Below are 23,332 nucleotides of genomic sequence, written 5' to 3'. Positions count from 1 at the left end.
GCATGTCCTTCCACCCCGCAGTTAAGCCGCTCATGCAGCCGGTTCGTCCGGCGATGGTGCTGCATCACCTGGGTCAGATTGCGTTGATTCTGGCGGTGCTCTTTTCGGTGCCGTTGGCCTTCGCGGCGGCGACCGGTGACTGGGAGTTGGCGCGGCGCCTCCTGATCGCGGCGCTGCTGCCGGCCTTGGCGCTCGGCGCCTGTGCTCGGATCCGCCCGAGCGACCGGCCCCTGCAGGCCAACGAGGCGCTGGTGATCACGGCCTTGACCTTCATCATCGCGGCGGCGCTCATGACCTATCCTCTCGCCGCGGAGGGTCTGTCGCCTTTGGATGCCTGGTTCGAGTCGGTCTCGGGCGTGACGACCACTGGTCTTAGTCTGGTGCCGGATCCCGAGCTGCGCTCCGATGCCTTCCTCTTCACGCGCGCTTGGATGCAGTGGTTCGGCGGCTTGGGCATCGTCGTCTTGTCCCTCGCCCTGGCCTTCGGGAGGACCGAGGACATGCGTCGCCTGGCCGACGCCGGGGCGGACGAGGACAGTCTAGCTCAAGGGACGCGGATCCATGCCCGGCGTGCCTTTGCGATCTATGTGCTGCTCACGGTCGCCGGCTTGCTGCTGGTCCAGCCGACGGATCTGCCGCCCTTCGACGCACTCATCCATACGCTGGCCGCGATCTCGACCGGGGGGTTCGGCGGTGTCTCCGACAGTTTGGCCGGCTTCGGCCGAGGCGCTCATTTCGCGCTCTTTGCCGTGTCGCTGCTCGGCGCCTTGCCGCTCTTTTTGTATTACAGGGCTTGGAGGTCCGGTGTCGTCTCTCTGCGGTCCGATCCCGAGCTTCGGGCACTGATCATCGCCGTCGTACTGGTGGCGGTTCTGCTCTGGTGGCTCGGGGGCCTGTCGCCCGCGGACGCGCTGCTCCAGGCCGGCTCCGCCCAGACCACGACCGGATTTGCGACGCTGGATCTGAGCGCGATGGATCCGGCCGCCAAAGGTGTCCTGATCTTCTCGATGGCCACCGGCGGCGGTGTCGGCTCGACCGCCGGCGGCATCAAGCTCCTCCGCCTGCTGATCCTGATTCGTATGATCCAGCTCGCCGTGATGCGTGCTCAACTGCCGCGTCATGCCGTGATCCAGCCGGCGATCGGCGGCCGAACCCTCGACGGTCTCCAGATCGAGCATGCCCTGGTGCTGATCCTGCTGTTCGTATTGCTGGTGCTCGGGTCATGGATGGCCTTTCTCGTCGCCGGCTATCCGGCGCTGGATGCACTCTTCGAAGTGGTGTCGGCTACGGCGACGGTCGGCCTGTCGGTGGGGATCACAGATCCCGATCTCGAGCCCGGACTCAAGCTGCTGCTGAGCCTGAACATGTTGGCGGGGCGCCTGGAGATCATCGCCTTGCTGGTCCTGCTGTTTCCAGGGACTTGGTATAAGCCTTGATCGGCGTTCGTCGCGAAGCGACGACACCTCCCGGGGAGCGCCGCTTCGCGACGACCGTTGGCATCACTTCCGGCCGAATCGTCTGCGCAGTCGGGATGCTGATTCCCGGAAATCACCTAAAGTAACGCCTAAAGGCTAACGGCTAACGGCTAACGGCTGGGCGCTGGAGGCTGGAAGCTGGAAGCTGAAAGCTGAAAGCTGAAAGCTGAAAGCTGAAAGCTGGAGGCTGGAGGCTGGAAGCTGGAAGCTGGAAGCTTTCCCCCAATGAGAGACTCGACATGCGATTCGTCTTCATCGGCAGCGGAACCCTCGCGGTGCTCACCGGCCGGATGCTCGTGGAGCGCGGTCACGAGGTCGTTATCGTCGAGCGCGATCCGGAGACGATCGAGCGGCTTCGTGACGAGCTCGACGTGGGTTTCATTCACGGCGACGGGACTCGGCCGGCGATCCTGCGCGAGGCCGATCCCGAGAATACCGATCTGCTCTTCTGCCTGACCCACGACGATCAGTCCAACATCATCGCCAGCTTGGTGGCGCGCTCCCTCGGCTACCGACGGGTCGTGACCAAGATCGAGGATCCGGACCTGGAGCATATCTGCTCCGAGCTGGGTCTCGCCGACTCGCTGGTGCCGATGCACACCGTCGGCCGTTATCTCGCCGACATGGCCGAGGGTCAGGACATCATCGCCATCTCCGACATCCTGCGCGGCGACACCCGGATCTTTTCCTTCAAGGTCGACGAGGCGTCGGCGACGGCGCTGGAGAAGCTGTCCATCCCGGATGTCGCGCGCGCCATCTGCATCTATCGCAACGGCGAGGAGCTCAAGTTCGCCGATCCCCAGATGCGTCTCCATGTCGGGGACGAAGTGGTGTTGTTGACGCGGGCGCGGAGTCTGAAAGCACTCCGTCAGCGGTTCGGGTAGGGCCTTGCTCGATCTTCGTGCGTGGTGGTCCGATTTTGTGGTTCTTTCCTGTATGGGCGCACCCGGATGGTGCGGGGCTCTGTTGCGACGCCAGCGCTCCAACGGAGAAGTCCCATATGAATAAAGGGGTTGGCGTCGGATCGTGACGAATGCACTGTTGGCGCGTTTCTTGACTGGTTTCGTCCGTTATGGGCCATGTTGTGGGGTTCACGGAGATGCTTAGACAATTCCAATCCGGCGGTGCCGGCCAGATCCAGATGCAACGCGCGGGACAATCGATGGCCTACCACGAGTTCTATCAGGACGACTTTCGTCCGCGCGAACACTACCTGCCGATGTGGGAGCACATCCAGACCACCGGCCAGCAGATCCTCGGGGCCAAGGCACGCGATGCCCATCTGACGCTGCACACCGAAGGGGTGACCTTCACCGTTTACTCCAACGACGAGGAGGGGATCGAGCGCGTCTGGCCCTTCGACATCCTCCCGCGCATCATCACCGCCATCGAGTGGGCGCAGATCGAGGCCGGACTCAAACAGCGTATCCGCGCCTTGAATCTCTTCCTGAAGGATCTCTATCACGGTCAGCGGATCCTCAAGGACGGCGTCGTGCCGCCCGAGCTGATCTACCGTGGCAAGGACTTTCGGCGCGAGATCATGGACATCACCCCGCCGCACGACATCTACACCCACATCAGCGGGGTCGATCTGATCCGCGACGAGGACGGTCGCTATCTGGTGCTCGAGGACAACCTGCGCACCCCGTCCGGTGTGTCCTACATGATCGAGAACCGGATCGTGGAGCGGCGCATCCTGCCCGAGTTCTTCGCGCGCTATCGGGTCCGCCGCGTCGAGCACTATCCGGCGCTGTTGCTGCAGGCCCTGCGTCATCTCTCGCCGCGCGGTGCGGAGGACGCGACCATCGTGGTCCTCACGCCCGGGATCTTCAACTCGGCCTATTTCGAGCACACCTTTCTCGCCAAGGAGATGGGTGTGGAGCTGGCCGAGGGGCGCGATCTGGTCTGCAAGAACGACAAGGTCTATCTCAAGACCACGCAGGGCCTGCGTCAGGTCGATGTCGTGTATCGGCGGGTCGACGACGACTTCCTCGACCCGCTGGTGTTCCGCTCGGACTCCGAGCTGGGCGTGGCCGGGATCATCAACGCCTGGCGGGCCGGCAACGTCGCCTTGGCCAATGCACCGGGGGCGGGCATCGCCGACGACAAGGCAGTCTATGCCTATGTCCCGGACATCATCCGCTACTACCTCGGCGAGTCACCCATCCTGCCGAGCGTGCCGACCTATCAGATGACCGATCACCAGGACCGGATGTATGTGCTCGACAATATGGAGAAGATGGTCATCAAGGCGGTCGCCGAATCCGGCGGCTACGGGATGCTGATGGGACCCTCGTCCACGACGGCGCAGCGCGCGGAGTTTGCCCGCAAGATCGAGGAGAACCCGCGCAACTACATCGCCCAGCCGGTGATCCAGCTCTCGCGCCATATCTGCTATCTCGACGGCGAGCTGGAGTCGCGTCATCTGGATCTGCGTCCCTTCAGCATCTACGGCAGCGATATCGAGGTGGTCCCGGGGGGCTTGACCCGGGTCGCCATGACTAAGGGATCCTTGGTCGTAAACTCCTCGCAGGGCGGGGGCAGTAAAGACACCTGGGTGCTGGCCGACTAATGTTGAGTCGTATTGCGGAGTCGCTGTACTGGATGACCCGGCACCTGGAGCGCGCGGACAACACCGCGCGCGTGCTGGACATCAATGTCGTTTACATGCTCGAGGCCGACGAGGGTGCGACCGAGGAGATGCAATGGCGTCCCTTGCTCACCATCATGGGTGCCGACGAACTCTACGAGGAGCTGCATCCTGACGGGCGCGTGACGGTGCAGCGCGTCATCCATCTGCTTACCCAGGACCGCAACAATCCGGGTTCGCTCCTGCTCAGTCTGAAGCTCGCGCGCGAGAACGCGCGGGTGGTGCGCGATCGCATCTCGAGCGAGATGTGGGAGGCGCTCAACGAGCTGTGGCTCTCCGCCGACAAGCATCTGAAGACGACGCTGCAGCCTTGGCGTGCGGCCGAGTTCTACGCCTTCATCCATCGCCAGGTCGCGGCCTTCTTCGGTCTGACCCAGAGCACCATGATGCGCGGCCAAGCCTATGGCTTCATGGCGCTCGGCAGCCTCCAGGAGCGCGCGGACATGACCGCGCGTATCCTGGATACGCGTTACCACCTGCTGCTGCCGGATCTGAAGCTCGTCGGCTCGCCGTTGGACTACTACCAGTGGGGCGCGCTGCTCAAGTCGCTCTCCGGTTTCGAGGCGTATCGCAGAAAATATCAGGGCGGCATCCGCCCGATCGACGTGGTTGAATTCGTGGTGCTCGACACGGATTTCCCACGTTCGCTCGCCTACTGTGTGGACGGTATGGAACGCGCGCTCGAGCGCATCGGGAACCTACCGGACGGAGCGGTACCCGAGCGTCTCGCGGCGCTGCGTCGTCATCTCGACGGCGCAACCCCTCAAGGGATTCTCGATCTCGGTCTGCACGAGTATCTCGATGACTTCCTGGGGCTCTTGGCCGATCTCGGCGCGGCGTTGCAGAGTGACTATTTCGAGGCGCACCTCGGGGATGATGCTCAGTGAGATATCAGATCGAGCGGGTTTGTCGGATCCACTTCGCGGCCCCTGCACGCGAGCACCACGTCCAGATCCGACTGGCGCCATGGGACGACGAGAGTCAGTCGCTCCTGCAGATCCAGCTCTCGGTGGCACCCGACGCCGGCGTTGCCGCCTGCCGGGACGGGTTTGGCAACCTCTCGCATCATTTCGCGGTGATGGGGGCGCACCGGGAGCTTGCCTTCACCATGCGGGCGGAGGTGGAGACCCTGCGCAGCAATCCTTTCGATTTCCCGGTGATTGCGCAGGCACGCGAACGCGCCTGGATCGACGACGCCCTCCATCAGGCGCCGCGCCTGTGGGACTTCGTCCTGCATCAAGGGCCACTGACCCCCGCGCTGCCCGATCAGATCTGCGGACACCGGGTGCCGATCCTGCGTGATGATCGACCACTCCTGGACCAGGTGCAGGAGGCGAGCGCATGGATTCAGTCGGTGACGCCGTTCGACCCGGAGGTCGAGCGGCCGGTGAGGGCACTGCCGGCGCTGTTCGATGCCGGGCGCGGCTGCGCCGCCGATCTGGCGCACCTCTTGATTGCCCTGATGCGACAGTGGTCCATCCCGGCGCGATTCGTCTCCGGGTATCTGGACGCAAGCTATTTCGACCCGGACGACGAAGATCCGCCGGGCACGGAACCCCGCGAGCAGAGGCTCCATCACTGGGCCGAGGTGCTGATCCCGGGTGGCGGCTGGCGGGGCGTCGACCCGTCGATGGGCCTGCTCGCCGACGCGACCTACATGCGGGTAGCCGTCGGGCGCGATGCAGGCGACGTGCAACCGCTGCGGCAGACCTGCCGCAGCGACGGATCGGTGCCGGAGCTCGAAGAAACCCTAGCCGTCACGCCGATTGAACCGCGTCCGTCATGACCTTTGGACATCTCGGATAGGGTCGCTCTTGTTCCGACTAAAAGACGCCGGAGTCGACGCGGTTCAAGAATTATAAGATATTGCTTTTCTTATCCTAAACCGCGTCGGCTCAAGCGCATCAAGGTTATTTCAGCATCTCTATCGACTCGGCGATCTCCGATAACACCGGACGCGGTTTAGCGCGGTTCAGTTCTGGATGCGCGAGGCCCGCGTCAACTCCGAGAACCGCACCCCCCGCAACCCCCCGATCTCCAGACTCATCCGCTCGATCTCGGCTGGCATGCCGCGGATGATGATGGTCTCCAGACAGTTGTGATGGTCCATGTGGACATGGGTTGTCGCGACCACGTGGATGTACTGGCGATGCTGGATGTCCAGAATGTGCTGGGTGAGCTCGCGTTGATGATGGTCGTAGACGATGGTGAGCACGCCCGCGACCTCCACGTCGCCGCGCTCCCAGGTCTCTTCCACGATCCGCTCCCGGATCAGGTCGCGCACCAGCTCGGAGCGCGAGGCGTAACCCTTCTTGACGACGCGTCGATCAAGCTCGTCCAGCAGGGCGCGGGGCAGGGAGACACTGAAGCGGATGGTCTCCTCGCGATCGGTTTCCTCGACAGTAGACATGTCGGGCCTCTCAGAAGTCATCGAAGCCGTCGAAGTCGCCCATATCGCCGTCGTCCAGCATCTGTTGGTCGTATTCCGAATCCAGCCCTGGGTCCTCGACAGCCCCCTCAGCTGCCTGCGCCTCCTCGGCGGTGAAGAGGCCGGTCAGTAGGTTGGCCATCATGACGCCTCCGGCGACCGCAACCGCGGTCTGGAGAGCCGATCCCAGGAAACCGCCGCCCGCACGGTTGGCTTGGCCGGGCTGCATGCCGCTCGTCTGAAACGCACGCCCCAAGGATCGGCCGGCCGGAATCCCCGGGGCACCCGCACGCGGATTCGGGGCTCCGAACAGGCTGTCGAGGAAGCCGCCCCCGGCCGGTCGGCTCGCCAGCTCCTGCTCGAGCTCCTGTACCCGTTGACCAAGCGTCTCGAGGGCACGTTCCTGGACCAGGATCGCTTGGGCCATGTAATAGGGCGCCGCCGGCTGATGCTCGACCGCCGCGGCGATTTGCTGCTCTGCGGCCGGATCGCGCGCTCCGGTCTGATGCTCGGCCTGCCTCAGCTTGCCGAACAGGTCGTCGATGATCCGCTGCTCGTTGAGTCTCTGCTCGTCTTGGCTGTGCTCGTTCTGGCCCATGGCTCGCCTCCGATGGATGAATCAGGTCGACTTGCTCCTAAACCGCGTCCGGAGCGAGATGCGTCGTTTTCATTTCGTATGGCTTCGGAGATGTCCTCGACCCCGGTGAGACGCGGTTTAGAGTTTAATATTTTTTAAGACTTTAAACCGCGCCAGCTCCGACAGTCGTCGGGGCTGGCGCGGCCAAGCCATTCCAACACATGACGCATATCGCACCGGGCGCGGTTTAACACCAAAGATATCCGGTCGGACACCGAGACTCCAATGGTGAGTCCCGCCGAGGGACTCGCCGTCGCCCCCGGTAGACGCATGCAAGGCCGAGTGCTACCTTCGCGGGTATTACCACTTGCGCCAAGGTACTACGCGCCTTGGCCATGATTCAAACAGCGACAACAGTCATGCACATCGTCGACGGTGTTCTCGGTGCGCCGGTCTTGATCGGCGCATCCATGCTTGCGGTTGCCGGCGTCGCTCGGGGGTTGAGCGCGCTCGATACCGAGTCCATCCCGCGTGCCGGGCTTCTGACGGCCGTCTTTTTCATCGCATCTCTCATCCATGTACCGGTCGGTCCGTCGAGCGCCCATCTGATGCTGACCGGACTGATGGGCTTGCTGCTCGGCTGGGCCGCCTTTCCGGCGATCCTGGTCGGGTTGCTGCTGCAGGCGGTCTTTTTCGGGTTCGGCGGTCTGACCGTGATCGGGGTCAATACACTCAATCTAGCCCTTCCGGCGGTCGTGATCGGCTTGCTCGCGCATCGGTTCTTGGTGCGCTCGGACGTCTCTCCTCGCTCGGCGACGGTGCTCGTCATTGGTTTCCTCGTCGGTGCCTTGTCGTTCGGCGTGTCCGCCGTGTCGGTGGCCGGCGTCCTTGCGCTGAGCGGAAGCGAATTCCTGGTGGCGGCCAAATTGATCCTGATCGTTCAGATCCCGGTCATGCTCGTGGAAGGTGCGATGACCGCTGCGACCTTGCGTCTTCTCTTGACCGTGCGTCCCGAGCTGCTCCCGGTCGTTGCAAGCGATCGCCTTTTGACGGTCGAGCGTACGACCGTGTAGGGGCGATGTAGGGGCGACGTAGGGGCGACGTAGGGGCGACGTAGGGGCGACGTAGGGGCGACTTCAGTCGCCCACCGCGATCAAATCCGGCCTGAACCCCGCGTTCCGGCGCTTGCGCTGCATGGCCCTGCATGCGCATCCTTGTCGGTGCCATGACCGACGTCGTCTCCAATCCCGTCAAGCCGCAGCCCGCCGCGCGGATCGCGCTTGCGCGCGACCAGGCCGGCCGTGTGTGTGTGGCGATCGGCGGCGCTTGGCAGCTCGACGCGGCTCTGCCGGACCTGGATCGGATCGATGCCGAGCTGTTCGCCGAGCCGGTACCCACGGCTATCGCCTTCGAGACCTCCGATCTGGTCGCTTGGGACTCCGGCCTTGTGAGCTATCTGGCGTCCCTGGCATGGCGATGCCGGGAACGCGGCATCGAGGTGCAGGAGGATGGACTGCCCGGCGGGATTCAGGCCCTGTTGCGTTTGGCATCGACCGTGCCGGAGCGTCGCGCCGAGGGTCGCGACGAGCATGCCGATCCCTTTCTGATGCGTTTCGGTCAGGACTTTATTGATCTGGCCCGCTCCACCGGCGAGATCCTCGCCTTCATCGGCGAGGTCGCACTGGCACTGCGCTCGATGCTGTCGGGGCGCGCGCGTTTCCGGCGCTCCGAGCTGTGGCTGCTGGTCGAGGAGGTCGGTGCCGATGCCCTGCCGATCATCAGTCTCGTCAGCTTTCTGGTCGGACTCATCCTGGGCTATATCGGTGACCAGCAGTTGGCCCAATTCGGTGCACGGATCTTCGTGGCCGACCTGGTCGGGCTGGCCATCGTCATCCAGATGGGCGCGCTCATCACGGCGATCGTGCTCGCCGGGCGGACCGGGGCGGCCTTTGCGGCCCAACTCGGGAGCATGCAGGTGAACGAAGAGATCGATGCCCTGCGCACCATGGGGATCTCGCCGGTCGAGTTCTTGGTCTTGCCGCGACTGATTGCCTTGGTGGCCATGACGCCCCTCTTGGCGATCTATGCAAACCTCATGGGGCTTCTGGGCGGTGCCTTCGCCGGCACTGTGGTGGGTGGTCTCAGCCCGACCGAGTACTTCACTCAGACGGTTGCGGCGATCGGCTGGAACCACATCACGCAAGGCTTGATCAGCGCGACCGTCTTCGGGGCGATCGTCGCGGTGTCGGGGTGCCTGCGCGGGATGCAGAGCGGACGCAGCGCTGCCGCGGTCGGCGAGGCGACGACCTCGGCCGTGGTCACTTCGATCGTCTTCATCGTGATCGCCTCGGCGGGCCTCACCATCGTCTTCGACGCGATCGGGCTGTCGTAACCCGCTGCCCCGCCGATGTCGACCCCAGCCGCAGAGGACACGACCGACCGCATGTCTGCCGAGGCTCCGACAACGCTGCCGAGCGCCGCGGCGACATCCCCGCCGGCGGATGCACATATCCTGCTCGATACCGTGTCGGTCGGCTACGGCGAGACGGTGATCCAGCACGATCTGAGCTTTGGTGTCCGGCGCGGCGATGTCTTCATCATCATGGGCGGCAGCGGCAGCGGCAAGAGTACCCTCATGCGCAGCTTGAGCGGACTCCTGGCACCGCAGGCCGGGCGAATCCTGTTCGATGGCGAGAGCTTCTGGGACGCGCCCCTACGCGAGCGCACCCGACGGATGCGTCGCAACGGGGTGATGTATCAAAGCGGCGCCCTCTGGAGCTCCATGACACTCGAAGAGAACGTTGCCCTGCCGCTCGAGCAATACACCGACCTGCGGCGCAGTCAAATCCACGACATCGCGGTCTACAAGCTGGCCTTGGTCGGGCTTGCGGCCTATTGCGACTACTATCCCTCCGAGATCAGCGGGGGGATGCGTAAACGCGTCGGGGTCGCCCGTGCGATGGCGCTGGATCCGGATATCCTCTTCTTCGACGAGCCTTCCGCGGGTTTGGATCCGCTGAGCGCGCGTCTGCTCGATGACTTGATCCTGGAGCTGCGCGAGAGTCTGGGGACAACCATGGTCGTCGTCACACACGATCTGGCCAGCATCTTTGCCATCGCGGACGACTCGGTGTTCCTCGACGCCGCCACGCAGACCATGCTGACCACGGGCAACCCCCGCGATCTGCGCGAGCATTGCGAGATCAAGCTCGTCCGTGATTTCTTGAGCCGAGGAGGCGAATGAGCAAACAGGCCAATCCGACCGTGATCGGCGGCTTCGTGCTCGGGGCTTTGACGCTGGTCGTGATCGCGATCCTGGTGTTCGGCAGCGGTGCACTCTTTCGCGAGCGGGTGCCGATGGTGACCTATTTTCCGGGATCGGTGCAGGGGCTGAGCGTCGGCGCCGGTGTTCAGTTCGAGGGGGTGACGGTTGGGCGTGTGACGGGGATCGAGCTGCGTTTCTCGCCGGAAACCGGGGTCTTCAGCGTGCCCGTGACCTACGAGGTCTGGCCCGACAGCGTGAGCATCCTCGGAGCCGGGTCGGATGATTCGCCGGCGCAGATCCTGCGGCGCTTGGTCACGGAGCGCGGTCTGCACGCCCGGCTCGAGTCGGTGAGCTTCGTGACCGGTCAATACATGATCGCCCTGCAACTGGTTCGCGACCGCCCGCCGCGGCTGATCAAGGATCCCGATGACGTCGTCGAGGTTCCTGCGCTCGAGGCAACGCGCGACCGCATGTCCGAGATGCTCGAGAACCTGCGGCTCGATGATCTGGTCAACGAGGCATCGCTGACCCTGGCCTCCATTCGGCAGTTGATCGGCTCCGGGGAGGTGCTGAGGTTGCTCGAGACCCTGAACGGGACCCTGGACGAGGCCCGGATCCTGTTGGGGGATCTCGATCGGGAGGTGCAGCCGCTCGCTCGACGCTTGGATTCAACCCTCGAGGAGTACAGCGCGATGGCGCGAGCGGTGCAGTCCGGCGTGGTTCCGATCGCGGAGAACCTCGAGGCGGTCACAGCATCGTTGGCCGTATTGGTGCGCCGAGTCGACGAGCAGGTGGTCCCGATCTCGGGCTCGACACAGGCGGCGCTCGCCGAGATGGAGACTGCGATGCGCGCGCTGGGGTCGTTGGCTGGCGATGCGACCGGGTCTCGGATTCAGTTCGAGCGGTTTCTCGTCGAGGCATCGGCTGCGGCCCGATCACTCCGGGTTCTTGCCGACTATCTGGAGCGGCATCCCGAGGCGCTGGTGCGCGGTAAGCGGTAGCGCCGAGACGCTTGCAGCCGGCGCCGCCGATGGCGGATCTCGGCGGCCCTGAAAACAATCAGGCCCGGGACGCAAGCGTCCCGGGCCTGATTTGCCGAGGCTGGACTCGATTAGAAGTCGAGGAAGCTCACGGTTTGGGTCGAGTCGGCGGAAACCGCCTGCACTTCGACGACCGGCTCTTTCGACGCTTCGTTTGCGAGACGCTCCGACTCCGGCATGACCATCGTGGTCTGAACTCCGCCGACGAGCAGAGCGACTGCGGCAAGAACACCTAAGGCACCCATGGTACATCTCCGATTTCGCGTGGTTGCTGATATGTTTATCATTATATAAGCATACTCTAATTAATCAAGTCCTGATTTGGGTGTTGGTGCCTCATCGTTTCCGGTACCCCGTCCGTCCGTCCGCTCGTCGCGTCGGTTTCAAGGGCACTTGAAGTGATCGCTAATATTAGCAATTCTTGATCAAGATCAACCCTCTATCCGGGATTCTGTCCTAATCTTGGCCCCACGTCGGGGCGAATCGTGCTCACGGCGTGCTCAACAGGTTTCTCGAGACGGGAGAAATGTGATGACGACAACAAAACGCGTTGTGCTTGCTGCGGCGGTCGCCGCTGTTTCGGCGTTCGGCTCCATGTCCGCGAACGCCTTCTGGGGTTCCGGCCCCTTCGGGATGTTCCCCGGCGGTTGGGGGGGACCCTGGAACTCGCCTTGGTACGGACCTTACGGCGGCTATCCCTACGGTGGTTACGGATATCATCCCTACGGCCTCTACGGTGCACCTTACGGGGTCGGTGCTCCTTACGGATGGGGCGCACCTCTGTACGGCTATCCGGCCTATGCTTATCCGGCCTATAGCTACCCGACGACCACCACCTCAAGCCCAAGTACCAGCAAGTAAAGCCCCCAATCCACCCGGTTGAGTCCCTGAGGATCCTCGCCCCGACGCCGCTCGGCGTCCGGGCGAGCATCTATCTCGGTGTCCGAGACAGGCGCTCGCATCATCCGATCGCCGGCGGCGCCGTTCACGGCAACCTCGGTCGCCGTATGAGATGGTCGCTCCGTTGAACCTCCGCCGCTGTTGCCCCGGCAGCGTCCCCCGCCTGCTATGATCCGCCTCGGTTGGCCGGCCGACACGGGGTCGGCAGGGGGTCGCGAGCGGATACGCGCCCCGGTAGCCACGTGACCGGAGAAGCGACATGCGTGTACTCGTTGGCGATATTGGGGGAACCAAGACCGCTCTGGGTCTTGCGAAGACGCATCGAGACCAGGTCGATCTCGAGCAGACGAGGCAGTATCCGAGTGCGGATTTCGCCTCGCTCGACGACATCGTACGACGCTATTTGGAGGACACGGCCGTGGGCTGTCGGTTCGCGGCCTTCGCGATCGCCGGACCCGTTCGGGATCGGCGCAGCCAGGCGACGAATCTGCCCTGGACGTTGGATGCCGACGCCATGGAGCAGGCGCTCGGATTTGCCGGAGTGGCCTTGCTCAATGATCTCGAGGCGACGGCTTGGGGGCTTGCGGCTTTGGGGCCGGAGGATCTGGCCGAGATCCATCCGGGCGAGTCGGTCCACGGCAACGCCTGTGTCGTGGCCGCAGGCACAGGGCTCGGCGAGGCCGGTTTGTTCTGGGACGGCCTGCGTCATCACCCCTTCGCGACCGAAGGCGGTCACGCGGACTTTGCGCCGACCGACGAGCGCGAGTGCGCTCTCCACGCCTTCCTGAAGCAGCGGTTCGCGCACGTCAGTTGGGAGCGCGTGGTCTCCGGGCTCGGGATCCGGAATCTCTACGATTTCCTGTCCGAATGGCGCGGTATCGCGTCGCCCCCGCCATTGCGCGAGGCGATCGAGACCGGCGACGCCGCTGCGGTCATCGCTGCGGCCGCTTCGGACAACGCCTGCCCGGTCTGCACCGAGACGATGGAGCTGTTCTTTCGGCTGTACGGCCGCGAGGCCGGGAACATGGCGCTCAAGCAGATGGCGCTCGGCGGCGTCTTTTTGGGCGGCGGCATCGCGCCGAAGAACCTGGACGCCCTGAGCCGAAGCGCCTTCCTGGACGGATTCTTCGACAAAGGTCGGCTGGAGCCCCTGATGCGCGCGATGCCGGTTCGGGTCATCGTGCAGCCGAACGCGCCGCTGATGGGGGCTGCGCTGTTTCTGGAGTCGCAGTAGGGGGAGCCGCCAGCGGCCAGCCTCCGGCTCTCAGTGATAAGGCGATTTCCGGGAATAGTCATCCCGACAGCGAGTGCCTGGAAGGCATTGAGGCCCTGATGCCGTCAGTCTTGAGCAAACCGCCGCAGTATTTGTCGTTGTCGTTGTCGTTGTCGTATTCGTCCGGAATCCGACAACGACAACGACAACGACAACGAGAAGAGCCCTCGACCACTTGTCCTGGTTGCGGCTCTCCCGGGAGATCCTTTTCCGGAAATCACCTAAACCGCGTCCAGAGCGAGATGCTAACTTTCGAGTGAGTTCGAAGTTTGGTGAATCCACGACCCTTGGCGAGGGGTGCGGTTTAAAATTTTATATTTTTTAATACTTTAAACCGCGCCGGCTCCAGCGGTTCTGAAATCCGCCGGGGCCGATCCCATCCAAAAACATCGCATACCGCACTGGGCGCGGTTTAAACCAACGAGGAACCCTATGACACAAACACTCCGCATTACCGGAATGACCTGCGGCCACTGCGTTCGCGCCGTAACCGCCGCACTCGAGTCTGTTGACGGGGTGGAATCCGTTGCGGTTGACCTGGAGTCCGGTCGTGCCGGCGTCGAGGGTCGGGCCGATGCCGATGCCTTGATCGCGGCCGTCGTGGCCGAGGGTTACGGCGCGGAGCCGGCGCCTCTCGAATGACCCTGAAATCGAGTCGACCCGGGAGATGACATGTTCCCCGCGCAGATCGCGTCCCGACTGTCCGTTCGCCCGCGAGGCCGTTTTGGTACTATGATACGTATTGTCTCTTTTGAGATGCGATGTGTTGTAATTTTTAAACATCGGAGTGCCGGCGCCCCGGGGTCTCGATCTTGCGGTTGCGGATTCGAAACCGCGCGTCCGGTCGTCTCCCAGTGTCGAGAGGTCGAGCTTGGATCGAGCGCGGAGAGGTCGGGCGGTGCAATCGAGGACGGCGACTCGGACCGGTGCCGTGTTCACGAGTCCGGGTGCATGCCTGCTCCTTTTTGCGCTGCTCCTCGTGTCCGGCAACGCAGCCGCCATGAAGCTCGATGTGAAGGTGACCGGGCTTGCGGGCGAGCAGGAGACGAACGTCCTCGCCTTGCTGTCGATCCATCAGGAGCGCACGGAGGCGGATCTCACGCCCGCCCGTGTCGAGGCGCTGCACAGATTGGCGCCGGACCAGATCCGCGATGCCTTGGCGCCCTTCGGCCTCTATCAGGTCGAGGTCACGGATCGGCTGGAAGTGCCCACGGATCCCAACGGGACCTGGATCGCGACCTACGCGGTGGTGCCCGGACCGGCGGTGAAGATCGGTCGCGTCGACTACGCGGTCATCGGCGAGGGGGCCGATGACCCTGCCTTTCCGAAGACCTTTCCGATGCAGGTCGGCGACGTCCTGCTCCACGCCAAGTACGAGGCGGCCAAGTCGGATCTGCGCTCGCGCGCCTCTTCGGGTGGCTACCTGGACTACACCCTCGTGCGCCACCGTGTCCTCGTCGACCTGGTGGCCTACGAGGCGATCGTCGAGTTCGAGTTGGAAACCGGACCCCGCTATTATCTCGGCAAGGTGAGCTTCAAGCAGGATCTTCTAAACGACAAGTTCCTGCGCTCCTTCGTGAATTTCGAGCCCGGGGTCGTCTACGACCCGAATCTCCTTCTGTCGCTCCAAGGGCGGCTGCTCGGTACCGAGTACTTCAGCGACGTGGAGATCGTGCCCCGCAAGGATGCGACCGGCGACGACACGCTGGTGCCGATCGAGATCGTCGCGACCCGCAACAAACGCGATAAGTACCGTATCGGTGCGGGCTTCACGACCGATACGGGGCCGCGGGTGAGTGCGGATTGGCGTCGTCGCTATGTCAATCAGTGGGGGCACAATTTCCGAACCGAGCTGCAGCTCTCGCCCGTGCTCTCCCAATGGAGCTTCGATTACCGGATCCCGATTCAGGATCCGACGCGCGACTACATCATCATCAAACCCCAGTCGACCTGGTCCAACGTCAAGACGCAGAAAGGCTGGCTCAATTCGCTTCAGGTTGCGCACTCCACGCTCACGCCGAGCAACTGGCGCCGCACCGTCGGTATCGACTATCTCTACGAGGATTACGAGATCAGTGACATCCAGACCGGCATCACCTCGGAGCTGGCGCCGAACATTTCCTGGTCGAAGACCGTCGCGGACGACCCGATCAACACCAAGCGCGGATACCGAATCCGCTACGGTCTCCTGGGGGCGGTCGAGGGCGTCGTATCGAATGCCACCTATCTGAGCGCAGCCTTGCAGTTCAAGTGGATCCACGGTTTTGCGGAGAAGTATCGCTTTATCACCCGAGCCGATCTGGGTGCGACCCTGGCGGACGACCTGACCGAGCTCCCGGCGAGCCGCCGCTTCTTTACCGGCGGCGACAACACCATCCGCGGTTGGGGCTACAACACACTGGGACCGACCGAGCCCTTCAACGACGACACCGTCGGCGGACGTTTTCTGGGGGTCGGCAGCCTTGAGCTCGAGCGCACCATCCGTGGTCCTTGGAGTGCGGCCGTCTTCACCGATTTCGGAAACGCCTTCGATCCGGACTACGAGAACAAATTTCAGCAGAGCGTCGGCTTCGGCGTGCGCTGGGCCTCGCCCATCGGCCAGGTGCGTGTGGATCTCGCCTTGCCTTACACCCAAGACAACTACGAGTTCGGCGACGGCTGGCCCCCGGCACGCCTTGTCTTCGTCATCGGACCTGATCTATGAGCGAGATCGACACGGCTGCGACAACACCCCCCGAGGGGTCCAAGCCGGCTGAGCCGACGGCCGTCGCACCCGCACCCGCGCAGACGCGGCGGCGTCGGCGTGTGCGGCCGCTGCGTCTGATGCTCGGGCTGCTCGTGTCCTCCGCGCTCCTGTTGGTCCTGATGCTGGGGCTGGTGCTCGGGACCCAGACCGGACTGCGCTTTGCGATCGGTGTGGTGGAAGACTTGGCACCCGGTGTCCTGAGCGTCGAGCGTGTCGAGGGGCGCATCACGGGCCGGTTGACACTCGATCGGCTCGCGATACAGGTTGCGGACTTCGAGATGCGTGCCGGCAGCATCGGCCTGAACTGGTCGCCTGTCGCTGCCCTTCGCGGAGATCTGCCGATCCAGGTGCTGCGAATACACGATCTGGATCTGGTATTGCCGCCGAGTCCGGAAGAGCCCAAGCCGTTCGAGTTGCCTCACGTGGCCTTGCCCCTTCGCATGGAGCTGCACGAGGCCCAAGTCGAGCGGCTGCGTCTCTTCAAGCACGGCGAGGCCGAGCCCTTCTTCGTGATCGAGGACGTGATTCTGTCCGCGAGCCTGCGGGGCAGCGAACTCGATGTCACGCGTCTGGAGGTGGTGCTGCCGACCCCGCGGCTCGCCGCGCGCGCCTTCGGCCGGGTCGAGCTCAGCGGCGACTATCCGCTGGATCTCGATCTCGATTGGGAGATGACGCAGGCCCCCGCGATCGCCCTGCAGGGCTCGGCGCAGCTCAAGGGCGATCTAGCATCCTTGCAGGTCCGACACCGTTTGAGCGGCTCGGCGCAGGCGGACATGGATGTCCGGGTCGACGACCCGCTCGGCGAGCCGGCTTGGGACGGTCGGCTGGAGATCCTCGGCGTGGATCTGCCGGACTTTGGATCGGATCTTCCCGAGGTGACGGTGACCGGCAGCCTGGAGACGCATGGCGATCTCGTCACCGCGTCGGTTGCGGGACAGCTCGACGCCCGTGCCCCGCAACTGCCGGATTTCGGACATCTCGCCGCAGTGCTGGATGTCGTCTGGGCCAACCAAGTCCTTGAGATCCGCAGCCTCGCGCTGACCGAGCAAATCTCCGATGCCCTGCTGAATCTCAGCGGCCAGGTCGATACCGGTGCGACGCCCGGTCGCTTTGCGCTCGCCGGTCGATGGGAGCGCCTGCGTTGGCCTCTGACCGGCGATCTGCTGGCCGAGTCGCCCCGCGGGACGCTCGATGCCTCGGGGGCCTTCGACGCCTTCGACTATGTCCTCTCGCTCGCGGCCCGGGGTCCGGACATCCCGGAGCTGGCCCTGGATCTGAACGGCACCGGCTCTGAAACGGGAACCCGCATCGAGGCCCTGAAGCTCGCCCTGCTCGACGGCGAGCTGCTCGGCGAAGGCGAGGTGGCCTGGTCGCCCGACCTGAGCTGGACGCTGAGCCTCAACGGCAAGGATCTGAACCCGGCGGCACTGGTCGAGGGTCTCGACGATCGGCTCTCGTTTCAGCTCTCGAGCACGGGCGGGTTGGACGGGTTTGAGTACGATCTCGCCGCCCGCTCGGTCGGCCCCGCTCTGCCGCCCTCGCAGCTGCGTCTCGGTGGGCGGGGCGATCGTCGCGAGACGCGGATCGAGACCCTGACGCTCGACATGCTCAACGGGCGCATCACCGGTCTCGCCACGGTCGGTTGGGACCCCGTGGTGACCTGGGAGGCGACCTTGGATGCCGCGGGTCTTGATCCGGGCAGCGTTGCCTCCGAGTGGCCGGGCAACCTCGGCGGGCGCCTGACCAGCCGCGGGTCGCTGGAGCCCGCGGGACCCAACCTGGTCGCCGCCATCGAGCGGTTCGAGGGCATCCTGCGCGGATATCCCGTCGTTGCCTCGGGTTCGATCACCATGGTCGGCGAGACCATCCGGATCGAGGCGCTCAACGCCGCATCCGGCCCCAGCTCCGTGCAGGTCTCGGGACAGATCGATACGACGCTGGATGTGAGCTTCGATCTGGAATCCTCCGACCTCGCCAGCGTGGCTCCCGAAGCGCGCGGCAGTCTCACCGCCCGCGGCACGGTCTCGGGACCGCGCGAGGCGCCGCGTGTCCTGCTCGATCTCTCGGCGCGCGATGCCGAGTGGGCAGGGCAGGGGATCGCCGGTCTGACGGGGACCTTGGATCTCGGGTTGTCGCCGGACGATCCTTTCGAGATTCGGCTCGACGGCACGCGGCTCGTCGCCGGGGATATGACCTGGGAGACACTCTCGGTGCGCGGCTCGGGCCGAATTCCCGATCACCGGCTTGAGCTGGCGCTCAAGGGCGAGCCCGTCTCGGTGACCTTCGAGGGCTCCGGCGGGCTTGCGAGCGACGGTGCCTACAGCGGGCGGGTTGCGCGCCTGGATCTCGACACGGCGACCTTCGGCAACTGGGCCTTGCGGCAACCCAGTCCGGTCTCGATCGCCGGCCCCAAGATCGCCGTCGGCCCTTTCTGCCTCCGCGGGCCGAACGGCTCCGGCGGCTGTGCCGAGCTCAACCGCAGCTCGGCCGAGCGCGCGGTCGCGAGCCTGGACTTCACGTTGGCCGATTTCGCACTCCTCGGATCCGTGATGCCGAGCAATCTCGCCCTGAGCGGCAATGCCGGCATCAGGGGACGCTTCGAGATCGCCGGCAACGTCCTGAGCGGGAGCGCGACCGCCGAGATCCCGCAAGGCGCGATCCAGGTGCTGATGGGCGGCGGTCGGAACGAGACCATCGATTTCTCCGGGACCCGTCTCGGTGTGGAGGCCGGTGCACGCGCTCTCTCCGCCCGACTCGGTGTCCCGCTCGAAGGGCTCGGGCGGGTCGACGGAACGCTTGATCTCACCGGTTGGCGTCTCGACGCCCCGACGCGACCCGGGCAGCCGCTCGCCGGCACCCTGCGCGGCGAGATCCGGGGACTTGATCGGGTCGCCGATTTGGTGCCCGACATCACCGGGATGACCGGCGGTATCGAACTGGACCTGGGGTTGGGCGGCACCTTCGGCGCACCGGCGCTGCGGGGCAATGCGCGCATCCGGGAGGTCGGCTTTACGGTGCCCTTGGTCGGGCTCAACGTGGCCGACCTCAACATCACGGTCAGCGCCCCGGCGGTCGACCGGATGGAGCTGCAAGGTGCTGCGAACGTCGGCGGCGGCCGACTTGACCTGACGGGCGAGGCGCGCTTCGGCGGCGGCGGATTCGCCGCGCAGGCACGGGCGTCGGGCACGAATCTCAGGGTCGCGGATACGCGCGAGTATTTCGCCCTGGTCTCGCCCGACATCGATTTCGAGGCCAATCCGAAGGGCGCGCGTCTGAGCGGCGAGATCACGATCCCCGAGGCACGGATTCGACCCCGTTCCCTCCCGGCCGGGGCACAGACGCCGTCGAGCGACGTCGTCCTCTTGGATCAGGAGCAGACGGAGGCGTTTCCGCTCGCCATCGATCTGCGGTTGATCCTCGGGGATCAGGTGAGTATCGACGCCTTCGGCGTGCGTGGAAGCTTGGCCGGGGAGCTGGCGCTGCTGCAAACGCCCGGGCGCGACATGCTGGGCAGCGGTCAGTTGCAGATCATCGACGGCCAGTATCGGTTGACGACCGGGTTCGGGATTGCCGCGGAGATCGGCGCGCCGCTGAACATTGTCCAAGGCCGCATGATTTATGCGCGCAGTCCGATCGACAACCCCGGTCTCGTGATCCAAGCCGAGCGTGACGGCGGCGCGACCGTTGCCGGTGTCCAGGTGCTCGGAACCTTGCGCGATCCCAAGCTGGCCTTCTTCTCGGAGACGGATCCGGGGATGACCCAGGCCGAGGTCATGAAGTTTCTCCTGACCGGTGTGGCCCCGAGTGCAAGCGGCGATGCGTCGAACGCAGGCCTTGCGGTCGGGACCTATATCGCGCCGAAGATCTTCGTGGAATACGAGAGCGGCATCGGCAACGAAGCGGGCGGTGTGCGGATGCGATATGACCTGACCGACCGGATCGAGATTCAGACCGAAACCGGCGGCAATCAGGGCGCCGATATCTTTTTCACCTTCGAGCGATGAGCCTCTCGCATCCGAAATATTGGCCGAGCTGGTTCGTCGTCGGTCTGGTCTACGGACTCGGCCGACTGCCCTTCCCGCTGATTTGGGCGCTCGGCACCGGCGTGGGGCGCCTGACCTATCTGCTTGCCGGGTCGCGGCGCCTCGTCGGTCGGCGCAACCTCGAGATCTGTCTGCCCGAGGCGACGCCGCGCGAGCGCGAGCGTATCCTGCGTGCCCAGTTCGGCTGGCTCGGGGTGGCGGCCTTCTGCCAGGGCGTAGGCTGGGGTGCGTCGCGTGCGCGCCTGGCGCGCGTGGTGAAGATCCGCAACCGCGAGCGCATCGATGGCTACATCGCCGACGGGCGTCCTGTCATCGTCTTGGTGCCGCATTTCGTCGGACTCGAGCTCGGCGGTGCCGCCTTTACCGCGCTGGTCCACTCGGGCGTCTACATGTATCAGCGCATCCGCAATCCGGTGGTCGATCGCCAGGTGCGGCGTGCGCGTCAGCAATACGGCAGCGTCTCCATCGAGCGCCACGACGATCTGCGCGGCCTGGTGCGCGAGATGAAGAAGGGCACGCCCTTCTTTTATCTGCCCGATCAGGACGGCGGACGGCGCGGTCTCTTCGTGCCCTTCTGCGGGGTCGCGGCCTCGACCGTGCCCATGCTCGGACGGTTCGCGGCCATGACCGGCGCAGTCGTCATCCCGACCTTCGCCCGTTTCCTGCCGTGGGGACGCGGCTTGGAGCTGATCTTCGATCCGCCGTTGGACGACTTTCCCAGCGGGGATCGGACGGCGGATACCGCGCGGATGAACCAGGTCATCGAAGCGCGCATCCACACCATGCCCGAGCAATATTTCTGGGTTCATCGCCGCTTCAAGACACGTCCGCCCGGCGAGGCGTCCATCTATCCGCCAAAGCGGGGTCGGCGATGAGCCTCGGCCCGGACATGGATCCCCGCAGCAAGGGCCTTCAGGCGACCGGCGGTGGCGGCGCCCTGCGCTTCGGTCGCGCGCGTGACTGGGCAATCGGCGGTGCGCTTCTGGCGGCGCTGGTGATCGCCGTCAAATGGACGGTCGGTTGGGGGCTGGTCCTCTCGCCTTGGCGCACGCTGTCGCCGCTGCTCGTGCTCGCGCTCTTCGGCCTGACCGCGCTCAGCTACGTGCTGCGGGCGGTGCGGGTTTACGACTATTTCGGGTCTCGGTTTCGCGGTTGCTTCCCGATCGTCCTGCGTCTGAGCATGCTGCACAACACGGCGAACAACCTCTTGCCGATGCGCGCCGGGGAGATGGTCTTTCCCTGGTTGATGCGGCGTTACTTCGGTCACGGGTTTCTCGATGCCGCCGCGGCCTTGCTCTGGATCCGCATCCTGGATCTGCATTTTCTGGCCTTGATCGGCATCCTGATCCTCTACCTGCGTGACCCATCACCGATCTGGTGGTGGGCGGCGCTGCTCTGGCTCGGCGGACTCCTGCTCTTTCTGCCGCTGCGCGGTCTGGTGTCGGAGTGGAGCGGACAGTCCGAAAGCGGTCTTGCGGCGAAGCTGATCCGGCTCGTTCGACGCGTCCTGAGCGCAGCCCCCGCGCAGCCCGGGATCATCGCACGCGTCTATCTCTGGACGGCACTGACCTGGACCCTCAAGTTCACCGCCTTCGCCGTGCTGCTCGAGCACTTTCTGCCGGTCGAATTCTGGCGTCTGCTCACGGGTGTGATGGGGGCGGAGCTTTCGACCGTGCTGCCCTTCCACGGCATCGCCGGCAGCGGCAGCTACGAGTTGGCGGTGGTGGCCGCTCTCGCGCCGCTGGGCGTGGACCCGAAACTGGCGTTGGCTGGTGCGGTCAATCTCCACCTCTTTCTGCTCGGGTCGACCTTGGTGCTCGGAGCCTTGGCATTACTGCTGCCCAAGACCTCGGTCGGCGCCGCAGGCAAACCGCTTTGCGGGAGCTGACCCGGGCGAGCGTACGACGCCCGTCGAGCCGACGGAGTCGAGGGGCAAACCGCAAGACCCTTGGATATTCTCAAGATTGAATCGCCCCCTGTTGCAGTGCACAATAATGACCCGATTTGACAGTTCGGCGACAGTCCCGCACCTCTGCACACGACAGAAGTCCATGGTCGATGCAAGGCTGCCGCATCCCGGTGAGCGCAAAACACCGGGGCGAATCAGGTGTCGAAGCGGCCGGGCTCGGCCGGGCTCGGCCGGACTCGGGTGGGTCGGGTCGGGTCGGACCGCGGCCGGCGCATCATCGTAGGCGCATCACCAAAGGTTAACGAATGCAAACAACAAGACCTGTATTCCTGGATCTGTGGCGGATCAAGCTGCCGATTCCGGGTGTCGTTTCCATCCTTCATCGCATCAGCGGTGTCCTGATGGTCCTCGCGATCCCGCTCGCGGCCATCCTCTTCCACCAAGCGCTCTCGGGACCCGCGGGGTTCGCACAGGTCGCCGGAATCCTGGACTTTTGGCTGGTGAAGCTGATCCTGCTGGTGCTGGCCTGGAGCCTGCTGCATCACCTCTTCGCAGGGATCCGCTACTTGCTGCTCGATCTGGGGCTCGGGTTGGACCGCCCGGCAGCCCGGCAAAGCGCGTGGACGGCGCTGATCGCGGCGATCGTCGTCTTGATCATCGGCGGAGGGCTGGCGTTATGAGCCGACAAGCATCCGGTCTCATGGCCTGGGTCATTCAACGCGCCACGGCCGTCTATCTGGCGCTCTTCCTGACCTATCTCCTGATCCAGTTCACCTTCAACGCCCCGGCGGACCATGCCGCCTTGGTCGCTTGGGTTGCCCATCCGGTCGTCGGGTTGGGTCTCGTGCTCCTCGTGCCGCTCGTGCTGATCCACGCCTGGGTCGGCATCCGCGATGCCCTGATCGACTACGTGCATGTGCTCGGCCTGCGGATCGGTCTGCTGACCCTCTTCGCCTTCGTCTTCATCGCCTCGGGCCTCTGGGCCTTCAAGGCCATCATCACCGCGGGTCTGCAGGGGTAATCCAG

21 protein-coding genes are annotated in these 23,332 nt (G+C 64.7%); 18 read left to right on the top strand and 3 right to left on the bottom strand.

All coding sequences use genetic code 11. From position 1 onward, the window contains the following. Window positions 1-2 precede the first annotated feature (2 nt). The 5 genes from BDD21_RS00540 (at window position 3) to BDD21_RS00520 (ending at window position 5,911) form a co-directional block, all read left to right on the top strand. Entirely contained in the window at window positions 3-1,436 is a 1,434-nt protein-coding gene (locus BDD21_RS00540) for a TrkH family potassium uptake protein (protein ID WP_147430943.1), read from the top strand. Window positions 1,437-1,714: 278 nt separating this feature from the next. After that, a complete protein-coding gene (locus BDD21_RS00535) occupies window positions 1,715-2,359 on the top strand; it encodes a potassium channel family protein (RefSeq protein WP_120795491.1) in 645 nt (214 codons plus the stop codon). A 215-nt stretch (window positions 2,360-2,574) separates the two neighbouring features. Further along, complete coding sequence (locus BDD21_RS00530) at window positions 2,575-4,047, top strand: circularly permuted type 2 ATP-grasp protein (RefSeq protein ID WP_120795490.1); 1,473 nt, start codon at window positions 2,575-2,577, stop codon at window positions 4,045-4,047. After that, window positions 4,047-5,012 (top strand): alpha-E domain-containing protein, encoded by a 966-nt coding sequence (locus BDD21_RS00525; protein ID WP_120795489.1) that lies wholly within the window; start codon window positions 4,047-4,049, stop codon window positions 5,010-5,012. Before BDD21_RS00530 ends, BDD21_RS00525 begins: the two co-directional genes overlap by 1 nt. Beyond that, the gene (locus BDD21_RS00520) at window positions 5,009-5,911 is read left to right on the top strand and encodes a transglutaminase family protein (protein WP_120795488.1); all 903 of its coding nucleotides are present in this window, start codon (window positions 5,009-5,011) and stop codon (window positions 5,909-5,911) included. Before BDD21_RS00525 ends, BDD21_RS00520 begins: the two co-directional genes overlap by 4 nt. Window positions 5,912-6,097: 186 nt before the next feature. On the opposite strand, the gene nikR is transcribed toward BDD21_RS00520, so the two are convergent. Beyond that, complete coding sequence (gene nikR / locus BDD21_RS00515) at window positions 6,098-6,535, bottom strand: nickel-responsive transcriptional regulator NikR (protein WP_120795487.1); 438 nt, start codon at window positions 6,533-6,535, stop codon at window positions 6,098-6,100. Window positions 6,536-6,545: 10 nt separating this feature from the next. After that, complete coding sequence (locus tag BDD21_RS00510) at window positions 6,546-7,151, bottom strand: DUF2076 domain-containing protein (RefSeq protein ID WP_120795486.1); 606 nt, start codon at window positions 7,149-7,151, stop codon at window positions 6,546-6,548. Window positions 7,152-7,549: 398 nt separating this feature from the next. Here BDD21_RS00510 and cbiM point away from each other — a divergent pair, with 398 nt between their 5' ends. The 4 genes from cbiM (at window position 7,550) to BDD21_RS00490 (ending at window position 11,396) form a co-directional block, all read left to right on the top strand. Further along, entirely contained in the window at window positions 7,550-8,203 is a 654-nt protein-coding gene (gene cbiM, locus BDD21_RS00505) for a cobalt transporter CbiM (RefSeq protein ID WP_120795485.1), read from the top strand. Between the two features lie 131 nt (window positions 8,204-8,334). Further along, entirely contained in the window at window positions 8,335-9,522 is a 1,188-nt protein-coding gene (locus BDD21_RS00500; protein ID WP_245969350.1) for an MlaE family ABC transporter permease, read from the top strand. 51 nt (window positions 9,523-9,573) lie between these two features. Beyond that, window positions 9,574-10,374: an ABC transporter ATP-binding protein gene (locus BDD21_RS00495; RefSeq protein WP_120799666.1), complete on the top strand. Its 801-nt coding sequence runs from the start codon at window positions 9,574-9,576 to the stop codon at window positions 10,372-10,374. Beyond that, a complete protein-coding gene (locus tag BDD21_RS00490) occupies window positions 10,371-11,396 on the top strand; it encodes an MlaD family protein (protein WP_120795484.1) in 1,026 nt (341 codons plus the stop codon). Before BDD21_RS00495 ends, BDD21_RS00490 begins: the two co-directional genes overlap by 4 nt. A gap of 110 nt (window positions 11,397-11,506) precedes the next feature. Here BDD21_RS00490 and BDD21_RS27660 read toward each other — a convergent pair whose 3' ends face one another. After that, entirely contained in the window at window positions 11,507-11,680 is a 174-nt protein-coding gene (locus tag BDD21_RS27660; RefSeq protein WP_170164652.1) for a hypothetical protein, read from the bottom strand. Window positions 11,681-11,966: 286 nt separating this feature from the next. On the opposite strand from BDD21_RS27660, the gene BDD21_RS00485 reads away from it, so the two are divergent. From BDD21_RS00485 to sdhD, 9 genes are all read left to right on the top strand, one after another. Then, window positions 11,967-12,296: a sulfur globule protein CV3 gene (locus tag BDD21_RS00485; RefSeq protein WP_120795483.1), complete on the top strand. Its 330-nt coding sequence runs from the start codon at window positions 11,967-11,969 to the stop codon at window positions 12,294-12,296. 298 nt (window positions 12,297-12,594) lie between these two features. Further along, a complete protein-coding gene (glk, locus tag BDD21_RS00480; protein WP_120795482.1) occupies window positions 12,595-13,569 on the top strand; it encodes a glucokinase in 975 nt (324 codons plus the stop codon). A 471-nt stretch (window positions 13,570-14,040) separates the two neighbouring features. Beyond that, window positions 14,041-14,250 carry a CopZ family metallochaperone gene (locus tag BDD21_RS00475; RefSeq protein ID WP_120795481.1) on the top strand — a complete coding sequence of 70 codons (210 nt, stop codon included), beginning with the start codon at window positions 14,041-14,043 and terminating at the stop codon, window positions 14,248-14,250. Between the two features lie 289 nt (window positions 14,251-14,539). Then, entirely contained in the window at window positions 14,540-16,312 is a 1,773-nt protein-coding gene (locus BDD21_RS00470) for an autotransporter assembly complex protein TamA (RefSeq protein WP_245969349.1), read from the top strand. Continuing rightward, window positions 16,309-20,358 (top strand): translocation/assembly module TamB domain-containing protein, encoded by a 4,050-nt coding sequence (locus BDD21_RS00465; protein ID WP_120795480.1) that lies wholly within the window; start codon window positions 16,309-16,311, stop codon window positions 20,356-20,358. The genes BDD21_RS00470 and BDD21_RS00465 overlap by 4 nt, the downstream gene beginning before the upstream one ends. After that, window positions 20,355-21,272, top strand: coding sequence for a lysophospholipid acyltransferase family protein (locus BDD21_RS00460; RefSeq protein ID WP_120795479.1), 918 nt, complete (start codon window positions 20,355-20,357; stop codon window positions 21,270-21,272). Before BDD21_RS00465 ends, BDD21_RS00460 begins: the two co-directional genes overlap by 4 nt. Continuing rightward, the gene (locus BDD21_RS00455; RefSeq protein WP_425470199.1) at window positions 21,269-22,285 is read left to right on the top strand and encodes a lysylphosphatidylglycerol synthase transmembrane domain-containing protein; all 1,017 of its coding nucleotides are present in this window, start codon (window positions 21,269-21,271) and stop codon (window positions 22,283-22,285) included. Before BDD21_RS00460 ends, BDD21_RS00455 begins: the two co-directional genes overlap by 4 nt. Before the next feature lie 326 nt (window positions 22,286-22,611). Further along, on the top strand, window positions 22,612-22,986 hold the full coding sequence (gene sdhC, locus BDD21_RS00450) for a succinate dehydrogenase, cytochrome b556 subunit (protein ID WP_120795478.1): 375 nt from the start codon (window positions 22,612-22,614) through the stop codon (window positions 22,984-22,986). Beyond that, a complete protein-coding gene (gene sdhD / locus BDD21_RS00445) occupies window positions 22,983-23,327 on the top strand; it encodes a succinate dehydrogenase, hydrophobic membrane anchor protein (RefSeq protein WP_120795477.1) in 345 nt (114 codons plus the stop codon). The genes sdhC and sdhD overlap by 4 nt, the downstream gene beginning before the upstream one ends. The last annotated feature ends 5 nt before the right edge of the window (window positions 23,328-23,332 follow it).

The organism is Thiocapsa rosea, assembly GCF_003634315.1.
In the GTDB taxonomy this organism is placed as follows: domain Bacteria; phylum Pseudomonadota; class Gammaproteobacteria; order Chromatiales; family Chromatiaceae; genus Thiocapsa; species Thiocapsa rosea.
Note: the sequence above shows the minus strand (reverse complement) of the source record. Positions and strands in the feature narration are given on the sequence as shown.